Source organism: Shewanella inventionis (genome assembly GCF_014641855.1).
Taxonomy (GTDB): domain Bacteria; phylum Pseudomonadota; class Gammaproteobacteria; order Enterobacterales; family Shewanellaceae; genus Shewanella; species Shewanella inventionis.
This window is the reverse complement of record NZ_BMII01000030.1, coordinates 22,094-39,765: the sequence shown is the minus strand read 5'-3', so window position 1 is coordinate 39,765 and position 17,672 is coordinate 22,094. Positions and strand designations below refer to the sequence as shown.

15 protein-coding genes and 1 pseudogene are annotated in these 17,672 nt (G+C 51.2%); 3 read left to right on the top strand and 13 right to left on the bottom strand.

What is annotated here, in order from left to right:
* Nucleotides 1–18 precede the first annotated feature (18 nt).
* Complete coding sequence (locus IEW93_RS16590) at nt 19–879, top strand: sterol desaturase family protein (protein ID WP_188740401.1); 861 nt, start codon at nt 19–21, stop codon at nt 877–879.
* A gap of 66 nt (nt 880–945) precedes the next feature.
* Here the strand turns inward: IEW93_RS16590 and lspA are convergent, their stop codons facing one another.
* The 7 genes from lspA to IEW93_RS16555 all read right to left on the bottom strand — a co-directional run bounded on the left by lspA (nt 946) and on the right by IEW93_RS16555 (nt 8,909).
* Nucleotides 946–1,482, bottom strand: coding sequence for a signal peptidase II (gene lspA / locus IEW93_RS16585; protein ID WP_140907663.1), 537 nt, complete (start codon nt 1,480–1,482; stop codon nt 946–948).
* A gap of 4 nt (nt 1,483–1,486) precedes the next feature.
* The gene (locus IEW93_RS16580; protein ID WP_188740400.1) at nt 1,487–1,807 is read right to left on the bottom strand and encodes a P-II family nitrogen regulator; all 321 of its coding nucleotides are present in this window, start codon (nt 1,805–1,807) and stop codon (nt 1,487–1,489) included.
* 77 nt (nt 1,808–1,884) lie between these two features.
* Nucleotides 1,885–5,025 (bottom strand): efflux RND transporter permease subunit, encoded by a 3,141-nt coding sequence (locus tag IEW93_RS16575; protein ID WP_188740399.1) that lies wholly within the window; start codon nt 5,023–5,025, stop codon nt 1,885–1,887.
* A gap of 83 nt (nt 5,026–5,108) precedes the next feature.
* A complete protein-coding gene (locus tag IEW93_RS16570; RefSeq protein WP_188740398.1) occupies nt 5,109–6,050 on the bottom strand; it encodes an efflux RND transporter periplasmic adaptor subunit in 942 nt (313 codons plus the stop codon).
* Complete coding sequence (locus IEW93_RS16565; protein WP_188740397.1) at nt 6,047–7,387, bottom strand: TolC family protein; 1,341 nt, start codon at nt 7,385–7,387, stop codon at nt 6,047–6,049. Before IEW93_RS16565 ends, IEW93_RS16570 begins: the two co-directional genes overlap by 4 nt.
* 83 nt (nt 7,388–7,470) lie before the next feature.
* Nucleotides 7,471–7,818, bottom strand: a complete 348-nt coding sequence (locus IEW93_RS16560) for a hypothetical protein (protein WP_188740396.1) — start codon at nt 7,816–7,818, stop codon at nt 7,471–7,473.
* 191 nt (nt 7,819–8,009) lie between these two features.
* Nucleotides 8,010–8,909, bottom strand: a complete 900-nt coding sequence (locus IEW93_RS16555) for a cation efflux transmembrane domain-containing protein (protein WP_011711494.1) — start codon at nt 8,907–8,909, stop codon at nt 8,010–8,012.
* 77 nt (nt 8,910–8,986) lie between these two features.
* On the opposite strand from IEW93_RS16555, the gene cadR reads away from it, so the two are divergent.
* Entirely contained in the window at nt 8,987–9,394 is a 408-nt protein-coding gene (cadR, locus tag IEW93_RS16550; RefSeq protein WP_188740395.1) for a Cd(II)/Pb(II)-responsive transcriptional regulator, read from the top strand.
* Here cadR and IEW93_RS16545 read toward each other — a convergent pair.
* The 6 genes from IEW93_RS16545 to IEW93_RS16525 all read right to left on the bottom strand — a co-directional run bounded on the left by IEW93_RS16545 (nt 9,372) and on the right by IEW93_RS16525 (nt 14,216).
* Nucleotides 9,372–11,372 carry a cytochrome c/FTR1 family iron permease gene (locus IEW93_RS16545; protein WP_188740394.1) on the bottom strand — a complete coding sequence of 667 codons (2,001 nt, stop codon included), beginning with the start codon at nt 11,370–11,372 and terminating at the stop codon, nt 9,372–9,374. The genes cadR and IEW93_RS16545 overlap by 23 nt on opposite strands.
* Nucleotides 11,373–11,602: 230 nt before the next feature.
* Nucleotides 11,603–11,836, bottom strand: a complete 234-nt coding sequence (locus IEW93_RS22045) for a GDCCVxC domain-containing (seleno)protein (protein ID WP_140907623.1) — start codon at nt 11,834–11,836, stop codon at nt 11,603–11,605.
* The gene (gene merP, locus IEW93_RS16540) at nt 11,836–12,123 is read right to left on the bottom strand and encodes a mercury resistance system periplasmic binding protein MerP (RefSeq protein WP_188740393.1); all 288 of its coding nucleotides are present in this window, start codon (nt 12,121–12,123) and stop codon (nt 11,836–11,838) included. The genes IEW93_RS22045 and merP overlap by 1 nt, the downstream gene beginning before the upstream one ends.
* Before the next feature lie 17 nt (nt 12,124–12,140).
* On the bottom strand, nt 12,141–12,500 hold the full coding sequence (locus IEW93_RS16535; RefSeq protein ID WP_188740392.1) for a mercuric transporter MerT family protein: 360 nt from the start codon (nt 12,498–12,500) through the stop codon (nt 12,141–12,143).
* Between the two features lie 76 nt (nt 12,501–12,576).
* The gene (merR, locus tag IEW93_RS16530; protein WP_188740391.1) at nt 12,577–12,981 is read right to left on the bottom strand and encodes a mercury resistance transcriptional regulator MerR; all 405 of its coding nucleotides are present in this window, start codon (nt 12,979–12,981) and stop codon (nt 12,577–12,579) included.
* A complete protein-coding gene (locus IEW93_RS16525) occupies nt 12,978–14,216 on the bottom strand; it encodes an ATP-binding protein (RefSeq protein WP_188740390.1) in 1,239 nt (412 codons plus the stop codon). Before IEW93_RS16525 ends, merR begins: the two co-directional genes overlap by 4 nt.
* A gap of 181 nt (nt 14,217–14,397) precedes the next feature.
* Between IEW93_RS16525 and IEW93_RS16520 the strand changes: the two are divergent.
* Nucleotides 14,398–17,283 (top strand): annotated as a pseudogene (locus tag IEW93_RS16520) (Tn3 family transposase).
* Nucleotides 17,284–17,672: the final 389 nt, after the last annotated feature.

The following is a 17,672-nucleotide window of genomic DNA, read 5'->3' as shown; positions in this document are numbered from 1 at the left end:
TCAGCGAGGAGTGTTAAAATGATTCGTAGCATAACGTGGTTGGTTAGGCTCCTGTATTTGCCGTTGTTTTTGCTCGTCGGAAATGGCGTCGCTATCTATCTTGTTGCCGAGGGTTACAACCAAGGTTGGCTGGTATTTTTGATCTTGGTATTTATAGGAATTTCCTTCGCCACCGAAAAACTGACACCCTATGATCGTGCGTTTAATGAACCGCAACAAGATCAGCGACGCGATCTGCTTCACGCCTTTATGAACGAGTCACTTAATGTTATTGGCGTTGCTGTACTCCCGTTATTTGGTGGCTTGCTGGTCTTGGCACCGATATGGCCTTCCGGGTGGCCGCTGGCTTTCCAGTTACTTTTGGCGATCCTCATTTCTGATGTTGGCATCACCCTGGCGCATTTTGCCAGTCATCGCCTCTCTTCACTGTGGCGCCTTCATGCCGTTCATCACAGCGTAAAACGGCTATACGGTTTTAATGGTCTTATGAAACATCCATTGCATCAATTGATAGAAACCGTCGCAGGAACGACACCATTGCTCTTTGTAGGAGTGCCACAAAATGTCCTGATGTTGTTGGTGGTTGCAGAAGTGCTTCAGTTACTATTGCAGCACTCGAACGTGGCGTATTTTACTGGACCGCTGAGGAGGGTTCTCGCAATCAACGCGGTGCATCGTTTCCACCACTTAAATACGGCAGAAGAAGGCGATGTGAACTTCGGGCTTTTTACCACCTTGACGGATCGCTTGTTGGGAACGGCTTATTTTGACTCTGAACGAACGATCTGTACTAAAGATCTTGGTATCGCTTCAACGCCGAATTATCCAGCTGACTATTGGCAACAGTTGATGCAGCCTTTTCGACGGGACAAGACATGAGGTTATTTAGTAATTGATAAATCCGAGAACACGCTCCACATGCCACAGCGGGAGCGTGTTCTCCACTTACCTCATTCCTTTGTTGTTTTCATGGTCGCTGTTATCGCCTTCATCATGAACTTGATGATTCCTACTACCTATGGTACTCACAATAAAAATACATACCCCTATGAATATCGCTGTATCAGCCAGATTGAATGCTGGCCAATGAGAATAGCTCCAGTGAAAATCAAGAAAGTCCACTACCGATCCACGCCATACACGATCAACCAGGTTGCCCAATGCACCACCAAGCAGCATCGAATAGCTCGCCGCTTCAAGCCGGGTTGGACGCCGCCGCATTGTCCAAACCAACCAAACCGATACGCCAGAGGCTAATGCAATAAAGAAATAGCGTTGCCAGCCACCAGCATCAGCTAGCAAGCTGAATGCAGCCCCAGGATTCATCATGTGTACGATATTAAGAATTGAGTTAATCTCCACGCGCTCACCGTACTCTATCGTACGCTCAACGGCATACTTACTCGCCTGGTCCATCAGTAATATCAAACCGGAAAGACACAGCCAACCACAAAAGGTGTTTGTCGGGTTAGAGTTCGCCATGAAGTTAATTTTCTTTTCCTCCAATCGGTAGCGCTTGCTCGACAGGGGTGACGTATACCCAACCGGATATGTTGGGTCCGATTTTCCCGGTTTTGCGAATGATGGTCGTCACCTCATCCACCTGATTGTCATCACAGACCAGTGATAATTGGACTTCTGAGATAACCACGCCAGCTTCGGCAGAATAGGCCAACTCCTGCTCGCCTAAGGGCTTTAAAGTCCCCTTGATGTCGAGTAATGATAGGTTTTTGTAGCCTGCGTCACGCAGTGCATCGATGACATCGGCGGATCGAACGTGGTGGATAAAGGCGGTAATTTGTTTCATGTAAATACTCCAAAAAAATTCGCTATTACTGTTAGATGGATCGCGGCAAGGGAATACTTGCCGCGATCCAGCGGGTATTACTCAGCGATCGGTTCGCCATTGTTATCAATCGCTTTTGGCCTTCGCCAAGCCAGTCGATAAAGGCCGGGAAGTACCAATAGAGTGAGTAACGTGGATGAGATAATGCCGCCGATAACCACCGTGGCCAGTGGCCGCTGGACTTCCGCCCCGGTGCTGGTATTGAGTGCCATCGGCAGGAAACCTAATGCGGCCACCAGAGCGACCATCAATATCGGCCGCAATCTCAACATGGCGCCGCCCAGAATCGCCTGCTCGACGGATTCACCGCGATTGAGCTCATCTCGAAAGGCCGACACCATCATGACCCCGGTCAGTACCGATACACCGCATAAAGTAATAAACCCAACACCGGCGGTAATCGAGAGGGGGATGTCCCGTAACCACAAGGCGATAACGCCACCGGTCAGCGCCAGCGGTACGCCACTAAAGACCAATGCCGCATCTTTTGCTGAGCCAAAGGTCATCATCAACAGTGCAAAAATCATCACTAGGGTAACGGGGACAAGCAGGCTTAACCGCTGCGTGGCCGATTGCAGTTGCTCAAAGGTGCCTCCATACTCCAGCCAATAGCCGGGCGGCAATTTCACCTGCTGCGCAACTTTGCCCTGAACTTCAGCCACAAAACCACCCAAATCACGACCGCGAACGTTCGCGCTGACAACCAGTCGCCGCTTGCCGTTTTCGCGAGAGATCTGATTAGGTCCAGGGGCCAGGGTGAGACTAGCCACTTCCCGCAGCGGCACGTAGCCGCCGTCTGGCAGCGGTATCGGCAAACGCTCCAACGCGCGCAAGTCACCCCTGACGCGCTCGGCTACCCGCACCACTATCGAGAAACGCTGATCGCCCTCAAAGATCAGGCCGGCCTCTTCACCACCCGTGGCGGCGGCGACTACGTCCTGCACATCGGCGACATTCAAGCCATAGCGATACATGGCTGAACGGTCGGCATTAATGGACAGAATAGGTAACCCAGACACCTGCTCGACCTTAACCCCTTCGGCGCCCTTGATACCGTTCAATACCGCCGCGATTTCGCCGCCCGATTTCAGCAGTTGCGTCAAATCGTCGCCAAACACCTTGATCCCGAGATCGGAACGCACACCCGATATTAACTCGTTAAAACGCAGCTGGATCGGCTGACTGATCTCGAAGGCATTACCCGGCAATAATGATAACTTCTCACCGATTTCCTCCAGCAACTGCGCTTTGGTTTTGTCAGGGTCAGGCCATTCACTGTGATCCTTGAGCATGACATAACCATCGGAAATGTTCGGCCCCATGGGGTCACTGGCGACTTCAGCCGTGCCGACGCGCGAGAAGTAGGTTTTGACTTCAGGGATTTCCAGCACCGCTTTTTCCAATTGAAACTGCATATCCAAAGATTGAGTGAGACTGGTACCCGGTATTCGCAGCGCCTGGATGGCAATATCGCCCTCATCCAGATTCGGGATAAATTCCGTACCCATCCGCGTTGCCAGTGCGCCGACCAAAACCACAAAGATCAGGGCCGCAGACAATACGAGTACGCGAAATTTGAGTGCCCACGCCAAAACCGGGGCGTAAAACCGTTTGGAATGGCGAACAATGAAATTGTCCTTCTCCTCAATATGCCCCGTCATAAACAGCGCCACGGCGGCAGGCACAAAGGTAAGTGACAGCACCAGCGCAGACAGCAAGGCCATGATTACCGCCATGGCCATGGGCGTAAACATTTTGCCTTCCACGCCGGTCAGCGCCAGGATGGGTAAGTTCACCAGAATCACTACCAATACGCTGATCAAACTCGGTGTAAATACCTCGCGGGTGGCCGCAAACACCGTTTGAAAACGTTCGTCCAGCTTTAAGGTGCGCCCAAGGTGGTGCTGACGTCCGGCCAGGCGCAAAATGCAGTTTTCGACAATGATCACCGCGCCATCCACAATCAAGCCAAAATCGAGTGCGCCCAAACTCATCAGATTGGCACTGACCTTGGTTTGCACCATGCCTGTCATCAACATCAACATTGACAAAGGGATCACCATTGCGGTGAGCAAGGCCGCCCGCACGTTGCCCAGCATGACCAGGAGCACGACAACAACCAATATCGCGCCTTCCGCCAGGTTGGCCTGTACCGTGGCAATGGTTTTATCGACCAGTACCGTACGGTTATAAACCGGCTCAGCAATCACGCCTTCAGGCAGCGTTTTATTGATCTCCAGCAACTTGGCCGACACCGCCTGGGAAACCGTCCGGCTATTACCGCCCAACAGCATGACGGCGGTACCCAATACTGTCTCCTCACCATCGAGCGTCGCAGCACCGGTGCGCAATTCCTTGCCGAATCCCACCTCGGCCACGTCAGCCACGGTAATAGGTAAGCCGTCACGACGGGCGACGATGATTTTTTCGATCGCCGGGATGTCAGCTACCTGTCCGGGTGCGCGGATCAAATATTGCTCGCCATTTTTTTCAATATATCCGGCACCGATGTTGGCGTTGTTTTTCTCCAATGCCGCCACCAGATCGTCGAAGCTGAGCTGGTAGGCCAGCAGCTTTGCAGGCTCAGGGGTGATGTGGAACTGCTTTTCAAAGCCGCCAATGGTATTGACTTCGGTAACACCTGGAACCAGACGCAACTGGGGACGGATCACCCAATCCTGCAAGGTGCGTAAGGCCGTTGCATCATAGGGCTCACCGTTTTCTTGCAAGGCGCCCGGTTTTGCATGCACCGCATAGTGAAAGATTTCACCGAGACCTGTGGCAACGGGTCCCATAACCGGTTCGATCCCCGAAGGCATCTCGCTTTTCGCCTGCTGTAATCGTTCGTTGATCAGGTTGCGGGCGAAATAGATGTCCGTGCCTTTTTCAAACACCACGGTCACCTGAGACAGGGCGTAGCGTGACAGCGAACGGGTGCTCTCCACATAGGGCAACCCAGTGATGGCCAGTTCTACCAGGTAGGTAATGCGTTGCTCCACTTCCAGTGGTGAATAACCTGGGGCTTCCGTATTGATTTGCACCTGGACATTGGTGATATCGGGTACCGCGTCAATGGGCAGCTGCTGATAGTTCCAGACACCCAGGGCCCCAATTACCAGCACCAGAAACATCACCAGCCAGCGGCGCGCGATGGAAAATTGAATGAGTTTATCGATCATGGTGAACTCCTATTGTGGGTTCATATGACCGGTTAAAGCCGTGTAGGTGGTTCGACGTCGTAAATGGTGCCAAGAATACTGTTTTAGTGTCCATGTTCAGCATCCTCCTTGCCCAGCTCCGATTTCAGAGTAAAGCTGTTTTTGCTGACATACACTTCATCTGCGGACAGACCTGCCACCACTTCGCTTAGCTCACCGTCGGTTCGCCCCAAAGTCACTGTACGTGGTTCAAAACCTTCCTCACCCCGAACAAAAACGACAGGGTTATCCTCGACGATTTGCAAGGCTTCGTTGCGGATCACCATTGGAGCGGCTATTTCTGCGCGGGTGATTTGCGCGTTGACAAAGAGACCGGGTTTCCAAATGCCATTCGGGTTGTCGATCAAAGCGCGCGCCATAATGGCCTGATTACCAGCTTGGCCAAGCGGCGCAATATAGATGATTTTTCCCTCTGCGATTTGGGTCGAATCGAGACTGAGAATGCGAACCCGCTGGCCTAATTCAACCTGGGCAACATCCTTGGGAAAAATCGACAGCTCTACCCAAACCGTTGAGAAATCCTGTACTACCAACAACGGGATATCCGTAGTGTGCTCGCCAGCGTTTGCATTACGCTGGGTAACGGCACCATTGAGTGCGGATACTATCGAATAGGTTTTCAGACTTTCATTCGCTTCCACAGTCACCAGGGGTTCGCCTTTGCGAACCGGATCACCAACACTTTTTTTAACTTCCCGAATAACGCCGTCGAAGCGTGCCGTTACCGACTGTACACGCTCTGCGTTGGTGGCGACGACGCCATATACTGGCAAAACATCGCGGATGGTGCCCGAGGTAACGGTTGCCAGCGTAATGCCGGCATGTTTTATCTGCTCCTGGGTCAGCTCGACGTGGCCTTCTTCACCGTGCTCTTCCTCTTCTCCGTGACCCGTCTCGGCGAAAGTTTGTCCAGACAACAGGGTGATCGCAAAGCAACACGTAATTAGACGGATAAATGATTTTTTTAACTGGGTATTTGATTTCATTGTGGGGTTCCTGAAAATGTGTTGTCTTCGCCATACTGTGTCAAGGCCAAGGGCTCTGCTGTTAGCTGCTCAATTTCTGCACCATAGGTTAAGGCGGCTGCGGCCGCTTCGATCTGGGTGCGCCTGGCGCTCAATAATTCCTGCCGCGCGCTGACATAGTCGAGATACCCGTAGCGACCGCGTTGATAGGCCGCCTGAGTTTCTACCAGGGCCTGCTCAAGGGCGGGAATGATGGCGGTGCGCAGTGCCTCTACCGCGACAATGGCTTGTTTGCGGTTGTGAAAAGCCCGGAACAGTTGCGTGTGTAGATCCAGCAGCATTACATCGCGCTCTGCCAACACCTGATTTTTTTCGGCCAACGCGGTCGAAACGGCGCCGACATTTCGCTTGCCGGAAAACAACGGCATGCTGAAACCCGCTACCAACGCGGTGTCATCGGTTTCCTGCAAGCGACGAACCCCCACCGACCAACTGATATCGGCACTGGATTGGGTTTGAGCAAGGCGTATTTCTGCTTCTTTGAGGCGGGACTCTGCTGCGAATACTTCTATCGCAGGATTTTTTTCAACTTTGGCGTACAACAGGTCGAATGCCACGTCCTCGCCAAACTGGAATAGATCACCTTCCACTTTGTCAAAGTCCGGTGAGGTTACCCCCCACAGGGCAGACAACGACACTTTCAAATAAGCAAGCCGTTGCTGCTCCGAAAGCAAAGCGAGCTTCGCTTGCTCGGCAGCGGCCTGTGCCCGTTTGACTTCCGCCTCGGGTGTCGCTCCCGCCGTAGCCCGCTTTTTCACAATGCGTAAGCTCTCGCTCGCCAACTGGGCGGCCTCGCCAGCCAGGGTGACCTGCTCCTGTGCCGCTAGCACATCGACGTAACGGCGGGTGACTTCGCCCAATAAGGCCAAGGATTCCACCTGTCGGCTGGCATTGAGCACCGACCGACTGTGGGAGATTACGCCTTGCCGTGCCGCGCGCTTATCCCCCATTTCGATGACCGAAGACAGCGCAATGGTGAGTTCAGCACCACCTGCGCCGCTGAAGTCCCCAGTGCCCCCGACATTTTCAGCGTCAAATCCCAGCTCATACGCCGGCCTTAACCCGGCTGTTTCGGCCTGCCCTTGAAGGGCTGCGTAGCGGTAGGGAAAAACTTTTAAAGACGGGTTTTGTGACAAGGCGCGCTGCACCGCATTGGTCAGCGTGATCGTTGAGTCCCCAGGCTCGGCGCTAAGCCCCGACGAAGAAATGAAAAATAATAAACTGAACAGAATACATCGGCTTTTGATATTCCTCCGCCCCAAAGCGCCAGAACCCGGCGCAGTACGTATTGATAGCATATGGTAGATCCTACTTATTTAAGATAATTCAAACCGCGCGTTGCAGCGATAACGGCAACACAGAAAAAACTTAATCGGTAAAATCAGGCGATTGGAGGGCGGTACAGCGACGAGGATGGGGCCTCGGGAATGAGGGCTTGATAGTTGTTATGCAACGAATGTTTATGCAAAAAGTTTGAGTGAGTCAGGTTACCGGATAAATAGACATGGCAATGGCAGCCATGGTGATGGCAATGAAACAGATCGTCAGGCGCGGTATTTTGATCTGCAGGATCAATAACGGTCGAGCTATCCAGCATTGCCGATGATGAGCCATCGGAGGAATAAGGGGCTGTATCCGAATAATCAAGGGGATGAACGTCAGCCATAGCTGTCACTGATTGCAGTGCAATCAAGACTAACAGCAGATAAGACAGTGCTTTTCGACTCATAAACCGAATATAACCCCAATGAAATGGAATAGCCTGCGAAGCATACCACCTTTGATTGCGGAGTCAATCAACGATTGTCCCGGCGCCTTTCGTTTACCTGTTATCCGCCTGTCAAAGCGAGCCAGGTCGAGGATCTTTATTGGCGGTGTATCATAAGACGATTGCTTGTTGTTCATATTGTGCCCGGTGTCTCAGGACTTAAGTTGCAAGATGCGGCGCGCGCCATTCAACACAATCAAACCGATGATAAGGCCAATCACCAAGTCTGGATAACGTGAGCCCGTCCAGGCCACCAATCCACCGGCAAGGATCACCCCTAGATTGGCAATCACGTCATTGGCGGAGAAAATCCAGCTGGCTTTCATATGGGCGCCGCTATCCCGGCTTTTGGCAATCAACAGCAGACAGGTCACATTGGCCGCCAGGGCAACAAGCCCGAAGCTCATCATCAAAGTGGAAACCGGTTCACTACCCAATACCAATCGCCTTACCACCTCGCCCAAAGCGCCCAAGGCGAGAATGATCTGAAGCCAACCGGAAAAATGGGCTGCACGCAACTTCATCCGCACACTGTGCCCTACGGCATACAGCGCCACGCCGTAGACGGCGGCATCAGCGAACATATCCAGGGAGTCCGCAATCAAACCAGTGGATTGCGCCCACCAGCCGACAGTGATTTCAATGACAAACATGATGCCATTGATTGCCAGTAGCCACTTGAGAATGCCAGCTTCTCTTTCTGCCTCCTGTTTTGCAGACGCCTGCGCACGGGCGATGGACTCGCTGGCGACGGGCATTGTACTGACAAGTCTCGCGCCCAGACCGACTGATTGCATTCTTTTTTTAATAAGGTCAGCGTTATCACCATGGTAGACACTCACCTTGCGCTTGGGGGTATCGAATTCCAATGTGACTTTAGGATGCACACTGTCCAACGCCATACGGATCATGCCTTCCTCTGAAGGACAGTCCATCTTGGGGACATGATACTCACTAACAAAGCCGCCATGAGAAGCGTCGTGTACTTCGGCAATTTGGGGAGTGTTCTCCGTCGCGTTATTTTGGCAATTGCCACCGCATGTGGTCGTCATAAAAAACCCTTGTTCTATCCAAGGTGGGCAGTTTAAACTCTATAGTTACTATAGAGTCAAGCACAGAGATTGAATAAATGAAGATTGGCGAGCTGGCAAAAAAGACGGATTGCTCGGTGCAAACTATCCGTTACTATGAAAAAGAACAGTTGCTGTGCACGACACAGCGTAGTGACGGCAATTTTCGACTTTACGATGAAGCTGCTGTCGAACAGCTGCTATTTATCAAGCACTGCCGTAACCTGGATCTCAGTTTGTCCGAGATCCGCCAGCTACTCACATTAAAACGCTCACCGGGTGCGCAATGTGATCAAGTCAATCGCATGATGGATACGCACATTCAACAAGTGGAAACGCGCATTCAGGAGCTGGTTCAGCTGCGCGAGCATTTGAAATCACTTCGCCGCAGCTGCTCCAGTGAAAGGACGATCGAACAGTGCGGCATCTTGCAAACGTTAACCACTAATCAGCATCAGAAGCGGTAACACTTACGCGCTTGAAATCGGACGCCTGTGTTATCGGCGGTGATGTTGCGCGTTTTGATTTGGACAGTATTAAAAATACCAGGTAAACCAGAAGTACCGAAAGTTGCGCAAGCACGCCTTGCCAGGTGGATTTGACGCCAATCCAGTCAATCTCAAAACTCACAGGTAATGGCGTCATACCGATGATGGCCGCCTCCTGTAATGCCGACACAGCTTTGCCCATCAGGACAAATGCCAGCGCTAGCAGCAAGTAGGTGGTGGCTGAAAAGAATTTGGCGATCGGCAGCTTGACGGAAAAGCGAATCAACACCCACGCCAATATGGCTAACAGCAACAAACCGAGCGCAAAGCCACCACCAACAGAAGAATATTGGGTTGATACCGCCTGCGTTAACAGCGATTGATAAAATAATACGGTTTCAAACACCTCCCGGTAAACCGCCACAAATGCCAACGCCACCAGCCCCCACAAGGTGCCAGACTTAAGTTGGGTATCGACATGTTGCTGAATGTAGGCTTGCCATTGTGCAGCCTGGGTTTTGCTATGCATCCAGATCCCAACATAGAGCAGTACCAACGCGGCCAATAAAGCGGCAATTCCCTCCATGATTTCACGATTGGCACCACTGATCGTGATCAACGATTGAGCGGCGATCCAGGTGGCACCACCGGCAAGTAATGCCGCAATCCAGCCTATGTGGACATATTTAAGCGCATCCCGACGCCCGGTTCTTATCAAAACCGTCGTTAAGGCAATGATAACCAGCAATGCCTCCAGGCCTTCGCGCAACAATATGACCAGACTAGCAGTGAATAAAGTTCCTTCGGACAAGGTGGACTCTGATAACAAACGTTGTGCGTCATCCAACAAATGCCGCGTCTCCGCCATTAGCGCACCCAATTCTCCGTTTACGTCGGGGCGGCTGGTCAATTGTCGTAGTGCCATCATGTTGGACTCGATGGATTGGCGCAGTGCTTTGTCATGCGCATCGAGGCTGTTTTCAATCAGTTCAAAACCGTCCAGATAAGCACTGACGGCGAGTTCACTTGCGGTTGAAAAATCTCCCTTCTGATGCGCTTTTTGGGCGGCTTGAAGTCGATTCCATGTGATTGCCAAGGGATCTTGGGATGCCTTGAATAATGCCGAGGGGTTAGCGCGTAAACTCTCCAAAGCTTGTAGGGTTATATCAGGGCGTGCTGCTGCCAGTTGCAGTGGGTTGTGATTAATCAGCTGCAGTTTGGTAATATTCAAATCATTGTGAGCAGGTTCGCTGGAATGAAAAGCGAGTCCACCGACATAGAATGCCAGTGACCAACGCTCTTGCTCCGATAGCTGTTGAAAAGCGGGCATGGCGGTGTCGTCGATGCCATTGGTAATGGCGTCGTATAAACCCAAAATTGATCGATTTAATGCCCGCTCTTTATCGGTAAAGTCTGTGGGCGCGGGATCGAGTTGTGCTGCCAGCACGCCGTCACCCTGACCGGATACGCCGTGGCACGATCCGCAGTTAGTCTCAAATACCGGCTGGATTTTTTCTTGAGGTAACATCCGTTCCGGCAGGGATAATTGTGGCATCAATCCTAACAATGTGCCGCGTAGGCTGGCACTCATTTGACGGATCTCATCAACACCTTTCTTATCATGGATGGCCCTCTGCAAGGCCTTTGCTTGCACTGCGAGTGACTCTGCATCAGCAGTGGCGGCCAGCGAGCTCTTGCTAACAATCAGTTGTGAAAACTCCACCATCTCCTGATATTCATTGTCATTAATCACCTGACCGTCTTTCACCGCTTCGGCATAATCAACGCCTATGTATTCAGCGAGCTGTGCCAGTTGCCGGAGTTGAGTAACGTTGTCTGGGATCTCAGCTTCATTCGCCCCGGTAGATAGAGAAAGTGGCAGCATCAGAAATATGATGGCATGAAGGGTGGCTCGTTTCAGGCGTTGCAATAACAGTGGGTTCCTGCAATCAAACATCTCGGTGTTCTCTTATTCATGAATCGCTAATGATTATTGATCGCAATTGTAAACTCTATAGCAGCTATAGAGTCAAGAGAAGTATAAATTACAGTCGATTGGAAACCGTTTTGATAGAGGGGCTTTACCAAGGCTCGCTCCTTTATCTTCCAGAGATCATGACAGGTGGATTGATACTGGAAAATTATCGACTTAACCGGGTGAGTGACATGCAGATTTGCGAGGTCCAATTAACCGCCACAACAGGTTCCTGTGTCTTTATTGCCTTGTGAGAACTGTATCGGCGGGCAAGGTACCGAGCCATAGGAACAGTACACACAGCAGTCACCGAGCTTCGGCTTCAATAAAACATGGCACTGTTCACACTCGTAGAACCACTGGCAGGCGTCCGTGGGCATGGTTTCTGTTTTTTTATGGCCGCATTCGGGACAAGTCAGCTCGGACTGCAAAATCACCTCTGACATCATGGTGTTTCCTTTTTTACAATAGTTGACGGATAACCGGCATTGGTGGTCGCTTCGACCAATCTGTCAGCGTTGGTCAGAGAATCCTCAAAGGTCACTACGGCTTGCTTATGCTCATAACTGACCTCGGCTTCTATCACGCCTTGGACCCTGGTCAGCGCCTTTTTAGCCGTGATCGGGCACATGGCACAGTTCATGGTTGGCAGATCCAGCGTGATGGTTTGTGGCTTGGCCCAGGCCGAGAAGCTAGCGATGGTGAATACGAGACCGAGAATGATTTTCTGCATGGTTAGCTCCAGGGTGTTCATGCGAACAGAGGAATCCAGTGGGTACTGGTAACAAGAACCAGCGCGACGATTACCGCGATCCAGAAAACTATTTGCCGCCGTTTCGGAGTATGCGGCACAGCGCAGGCGGTTCCCGGTTCACAGGCCTCGACCGGTCGATGTATCTGCCAGCCCGCCCAACCGAACAACAGCATAACCAGCATGACGAATACGGGACGGTAGGGCTCCAGCAGGGTCAAATTACCAATCCAGGCCCCGCTGATACCTAGTGACAAGAGCAGGAAAGGCCCAATACAACACAGGCTCGCGCCGATGGCAGCGGTAATGCCACCGATGATAGGTAGCCTTGTGTTGGTGAATGACTCTTTTCCCGGCATCGCCGACTCCATTTTATTGACCTGATGAAATCAGTGTAAATGCCGTACCAAGGTACGGAGTCAAGTCCAATGCCTTTTATTGACGAGGATCAGGTTGGAGGGATTCAACAATAGGACAAGCCGCATTATCAGGATTGGTCCGACACTTTGTGACGAGTTCTTCCAACACCTGTTCCAGGCGGTGCAGATCGTTAATTTTTTCACGCACGCTGGCCAGCTTTGCTTCGGCCAGTTCCTGGACTTCCGAGCAATGCGACCCGCCCAATGACAGCAGGTTGTTGATCTCATCCAGCGTAAAACCCAGTTCCTGAGCGCGTTTGATGAATAAAATTCGAGCCAAGGTTGCGTTTGGGTAAGTACGGTATCCCTCCGCGGGTTTGGGTGGTTGACAGATCAACCCACGGCGTTCGTAGTAGCGGATGGTTTCGACGTTGACACTTGCTGCCTTGGCCAGCTGGCCAATGGTGTGATTTTCGTTCATGACCAGAGCGCTCCCAGCGGGATAGCATATAGATTGTCACCAAAAGCCGTCGTATGATCGCCATCGTATAGCAGGACACCGATTTTAAAGCGCTCGCCGGCCACACTTTGAAAGCGTTTCAAGCCGGTAAAATCTTTCGTGCTCAAGGTTGCCGCCGCTTTGACTTCAATGGCAAAACAATCGCCCATGGCGTTTTCAATGATCACATCGACCTCCACCTTGTCCTTGTCACGGTAGTGGTAGAAGTTCAAGGGCTCCTCGATCCACACCGCCTGTTTGCGCAATTCGTTGTAGACGAAGGATTCCAGCACCAACCCAAAATCACCTGGCTGTTTCAGCAGGCGCTCCCGATTGAGGCCCCGCACGGCGCACATCATGCCGGTATCAATGGAGTGCAGTTTGGGTGTTTTCACAAGGCGCTTATATTCGTTGGAATGCCAGGCCGGCAGCTGTTCCACCAGAAACAACTGCTCCAACAACGCCATGTATTTTTTGATGGTCAGTCGATCCAGCCCAAGTTTAGCGCCCAGTTCGGTCAGGTTAACCAGTTTCCCGGCATAAAAGGCGGTGAGTTTGAGTAACTTGGCCATCAAATCGGGGTGATCGATATGGGTCAGATCGCGGATATCCCGCTGGATCAATGTACTGACGTACTGTTGATACCAAGCGGTGCTTCGCCGCTCATTGGCACGTTGCAGAGGCTCGGGGAAACACCCCGTAATCAACCGTTGCAGTAGATGATCCCGCACACGAATGTCCTGAGCCGAAGGCGCTTCCTGGTTCAGTAGTTTGCTTAAAAAGCTGGGGGGTCGTCCGTGGATCTCGCATTCGGAAAGCGTTGTCAGGCGAACCGACTCCATTCGGCCGGCCAGGGAATCTGATAGCCGGGGCAATAACAAGGCATTGGCGGAACCCGTCAGAAGAAAGCGACCGGCTGTGCGTTGTTCATCCACAGCCTGCTTGATGGAGACGAACAGTTCAGGCAGGCGCTGCACCTCGTCAAGCGCAATTCGTTTCGGTGGCAGATTACGGATGAACCCGACGGGATCAGCTTGTGCAATTTCGAACTGGGCCTGATCGTCTAGGGTAATGTATTCCCAGTTTTCAGCGCCCATCTCACCAATCAACGCCTTCACCAGAGTGGTTTTACCGACTTGGCGAGGCCCCATCACAAAGACCACCGGGGTGTCGCTCAGCGCTTCTTTGACATTGATTTCAGAATAACGTGGGTACATAAAATAAGCGCTCGGCTAATTGATGGTTGAAATTCGTCTATTCGTTATTTTATTATCGTCTATTCGTGATTACAATGCCGTCTGATTGTTAGATGCGACAATGGCGACTCACGAATGTAAAAAAATCAATAAAAACAACGCTATAGGAGTAGTTGGCGTGACTGAGCCCAAGTGAGAACCCATGACAGCCAAAGAGCAGTTCTTAACCAACCAGCAGCGATACCAGCCGTTAATGCTGCCACAACGATTTTCCGAGGAAGAAATGGTTCGCGATTGGACGCTGAGCCGACGCGATTGCCAGGTGGTCAACAAGTACCGTAAGCAATACCGTCTGGGATTTGCTATCCAACTGTGCGCCATGCGTCTCTATGGCCGGTTTCTTTACCAACTCCATGATCTATCCTCCCGGGTAATCAGCTACCTGAGCAGTCAACTCGACCTCCCGCCCACGCTAACCGTGGACGTGCCCGAACGGGAGGCGACACTATTGGAGCATCGGAACAACATCCTCAAGTATCTGGGCTTTCAGCGGTTTGATAACAAAGCGGAAGCGGATCTGGACCGCTGGATTGAAGAACATGCTCGCCAGGGGCTGCTGCCGGATGAACTTTTTCACCGGGCAGAGCGCTACCTGCTGCTGAACCGTATTGTGTTACCCGGGCCCTCGACCATCGAACGGCAGATCATCCGTATTTGTAACCAGGTTCACACTCAGCTTTTTGAGCAGGTGTTTGATCAGATGTCCCCTGAACTGCGCGGTGCCATCGACGATCTGTTGCAAACCACAGACGGTAATCAGCGAACCTACTTCAACCAACTCAAAGAGTATCCACCGGCCGCCAAAATCTCATCACTGAAACGCTATTTGGAGCGCTATGACAATCTGGTGGCCACCGGCATTAATGAATTCGAGGAAAAGGTCATTGATACCGCTTTTCTTCACTACCTGTATCGACTGACCAAGCGCTACACCGCCAAGGACATGAAACGCTTCAAAGACCACAAGCGCTATGCCCTGATGGTGTGCTTCCTGTTAGAATCCCGCAAGATTCTGCTGGATAACCTGGTCAAAATGCACGATCAGTACATGACGGAACTGTGCCGACAAACCAGAAACAGTCACGACAAAAAGCACAAGGAATTCCGTAAACGCCAGAAGAAAGCCATCGATGCTGTGCTCGATACCACGCATGTTTTGCTGGAATGGCCGGAGGAACAGCCGTTGTACAAGAATGACTTATGGCAGCGTATTGACGAGAAACACTTGCTGGCCTCCATTGAGGATCTGCACATTTTTAAACGCCTGGAAGAACGCGGCTATTGCGATTTGTTGCTGACCCGTTACCCCAGTTTACGAAAGTATTTTTCCGACTTTATACGGTTACCGTTTGAAGTGGCGAAAGGTTCTGGGCCACTGATAAAAGCCATCCAGTTCGTCCGGCAGTTGGATGACGGCGATCTGAAAAAACTGCCGGAGAATACACCGACTGCGTTCATTCCCCGCGAGCTGCGTCGCAGCCTTAAAGATCAAACCGGCAACATCAATCGCAATGTTTGGGAAATGGGTCTTGCTCTCGCGATGAAAGATGCGTTGCGTTCCGGCGATTTGTATTTGCCACAGAGCAAACAGCATGTGTCGTTCTGGGATCTGACCTTGAACGAGCCCAACTGGGATGAAACCAAACACACTGTCTATACCGAGCTACAGCAGCCTTTGCCGCACGAAGTGCGTTCCGCCATTTCAACCCAGTTCCACGAAGCGGTGTCAGCAGCGCAAAAGCGTTTTGGACTGGATAATTTCGCCGAGATACACAATGGCAGGCTGAAACTCAAGCGTGACGACAAGCTGGACGTACCGGATAAAGTCAACCAACTGCTGATGGAGGTGGATCAAATGACGCATTACAGTCGTCACTTTGTCCCTATCCAGCATCACCAGTCACGACCCAAAAACTTTTACAAAAGCCTGATGGCTGCCATTATTTCACAAGCCACAAACCTGGGCGTCGTGTCCATGAGTAACAGCGTCAATGGCGTTACTGTCGATATGCTAAGGCATATCCTGCAATACTATATTCGCGAAGAAACCCTGGTCAACGCCAGTGCTGAAATTGTGAATCAACACCATGAGCTGCCGTTGAGTGCGGTGTATGGCTCCGGTACATTGTCCTCTTAAGATGCGCAACGCTTTAAAATCCGCGCCGACAGTCTCTTGGCTTCATACTATCCCCGCTATTACGGCTACTATGAAAAAGCCATCGGGATCTACACCCACGTATCCGATCAATATTCCGTGTTCAGCACCAAGATCATTTCCTGTAGCCCTCGTGAAGCCCTGTATGTTCTGGACGGCCTGCTGGAAAACAACACGATTCTGAAAATCCGAGAGCACACCACCGATACGCACGGGTACACTGAAATCGTCTTCGCCCTCTGTCATTTGCTCGGCTTCTACTTTATGCCACGTATTCGGGATCTGAAGGATCAGCAGCTATACCGTATCGACAAATCCGTCGATTACGGTGACCTCAACCATTTACTCACGAAAACAGCTGGTCTGTCGATCATTGAGGAGCAATGGGAATACATGATGCGGGTGGTCATTTCTCTGAAGCAGAAAACTGCGCCAGCACACGTCATCGTTCAACGGTTGACCAATAGTTCACCCTCCGATCGCCTCACCAAGGCCTTTACCAACCTGGGCCGGATCATCAAGACCGAATACATTCTGCGGTACCTGACTGACAAAGACCTGCGCCAAACCGTCCAGCGGCAACTGAACAAAGGGGAATACCGGCACAAACTGCCGCGCTGGATATTCTTTGCGGACCAGGGGGAATTCACCACTGGAGACTATGAGGAAATCATGAACAAGGCCAGCAGCCTCAGCTTTGTATCCAATGCCATTCTGTACTGGAACACGATCAAGATAAATGACGTGGTTGAGCAGCTCCGGCAGCAGGGGGAGGATATCGACGACAAGACCTTATCCCATATCTCGTTATTGCCCTATAAGCATGTGTTGCCCAATGGTACGTACTTTATTGAAGATGAGGGGAAGGGGTGATTCTTCGGAAACCTACGGTTACGCGGAGGGCCTGGGAGTCAAAACCGTAGGTTTTCGTTCAAATGCCCCCGCTGGTCCGTATTGTTGGTTTACTTGAAACTGTTTGCTGGAACGGTATATGTACAGGCTCTGTACAAAGTTTTAAGTAAATGCAGCATTTTAAAAAAAATACTCACATACAAGATCTTAACGTATCATCATTCCGTTTCAAAAACTTGATTTTGTTACTTTATCAAAATGAATACTGTCCATTAATCTGAGCTGAAGTAAGTGCAACAGTTTCTCTTATAGAGATTTCTGGTATATCGAGCTTGAGTAAGCCAACTTAATCACATCACACCGGATTGCAGCTAACGATCATCATTAGCTAGCTCATTATTGAAGAATAT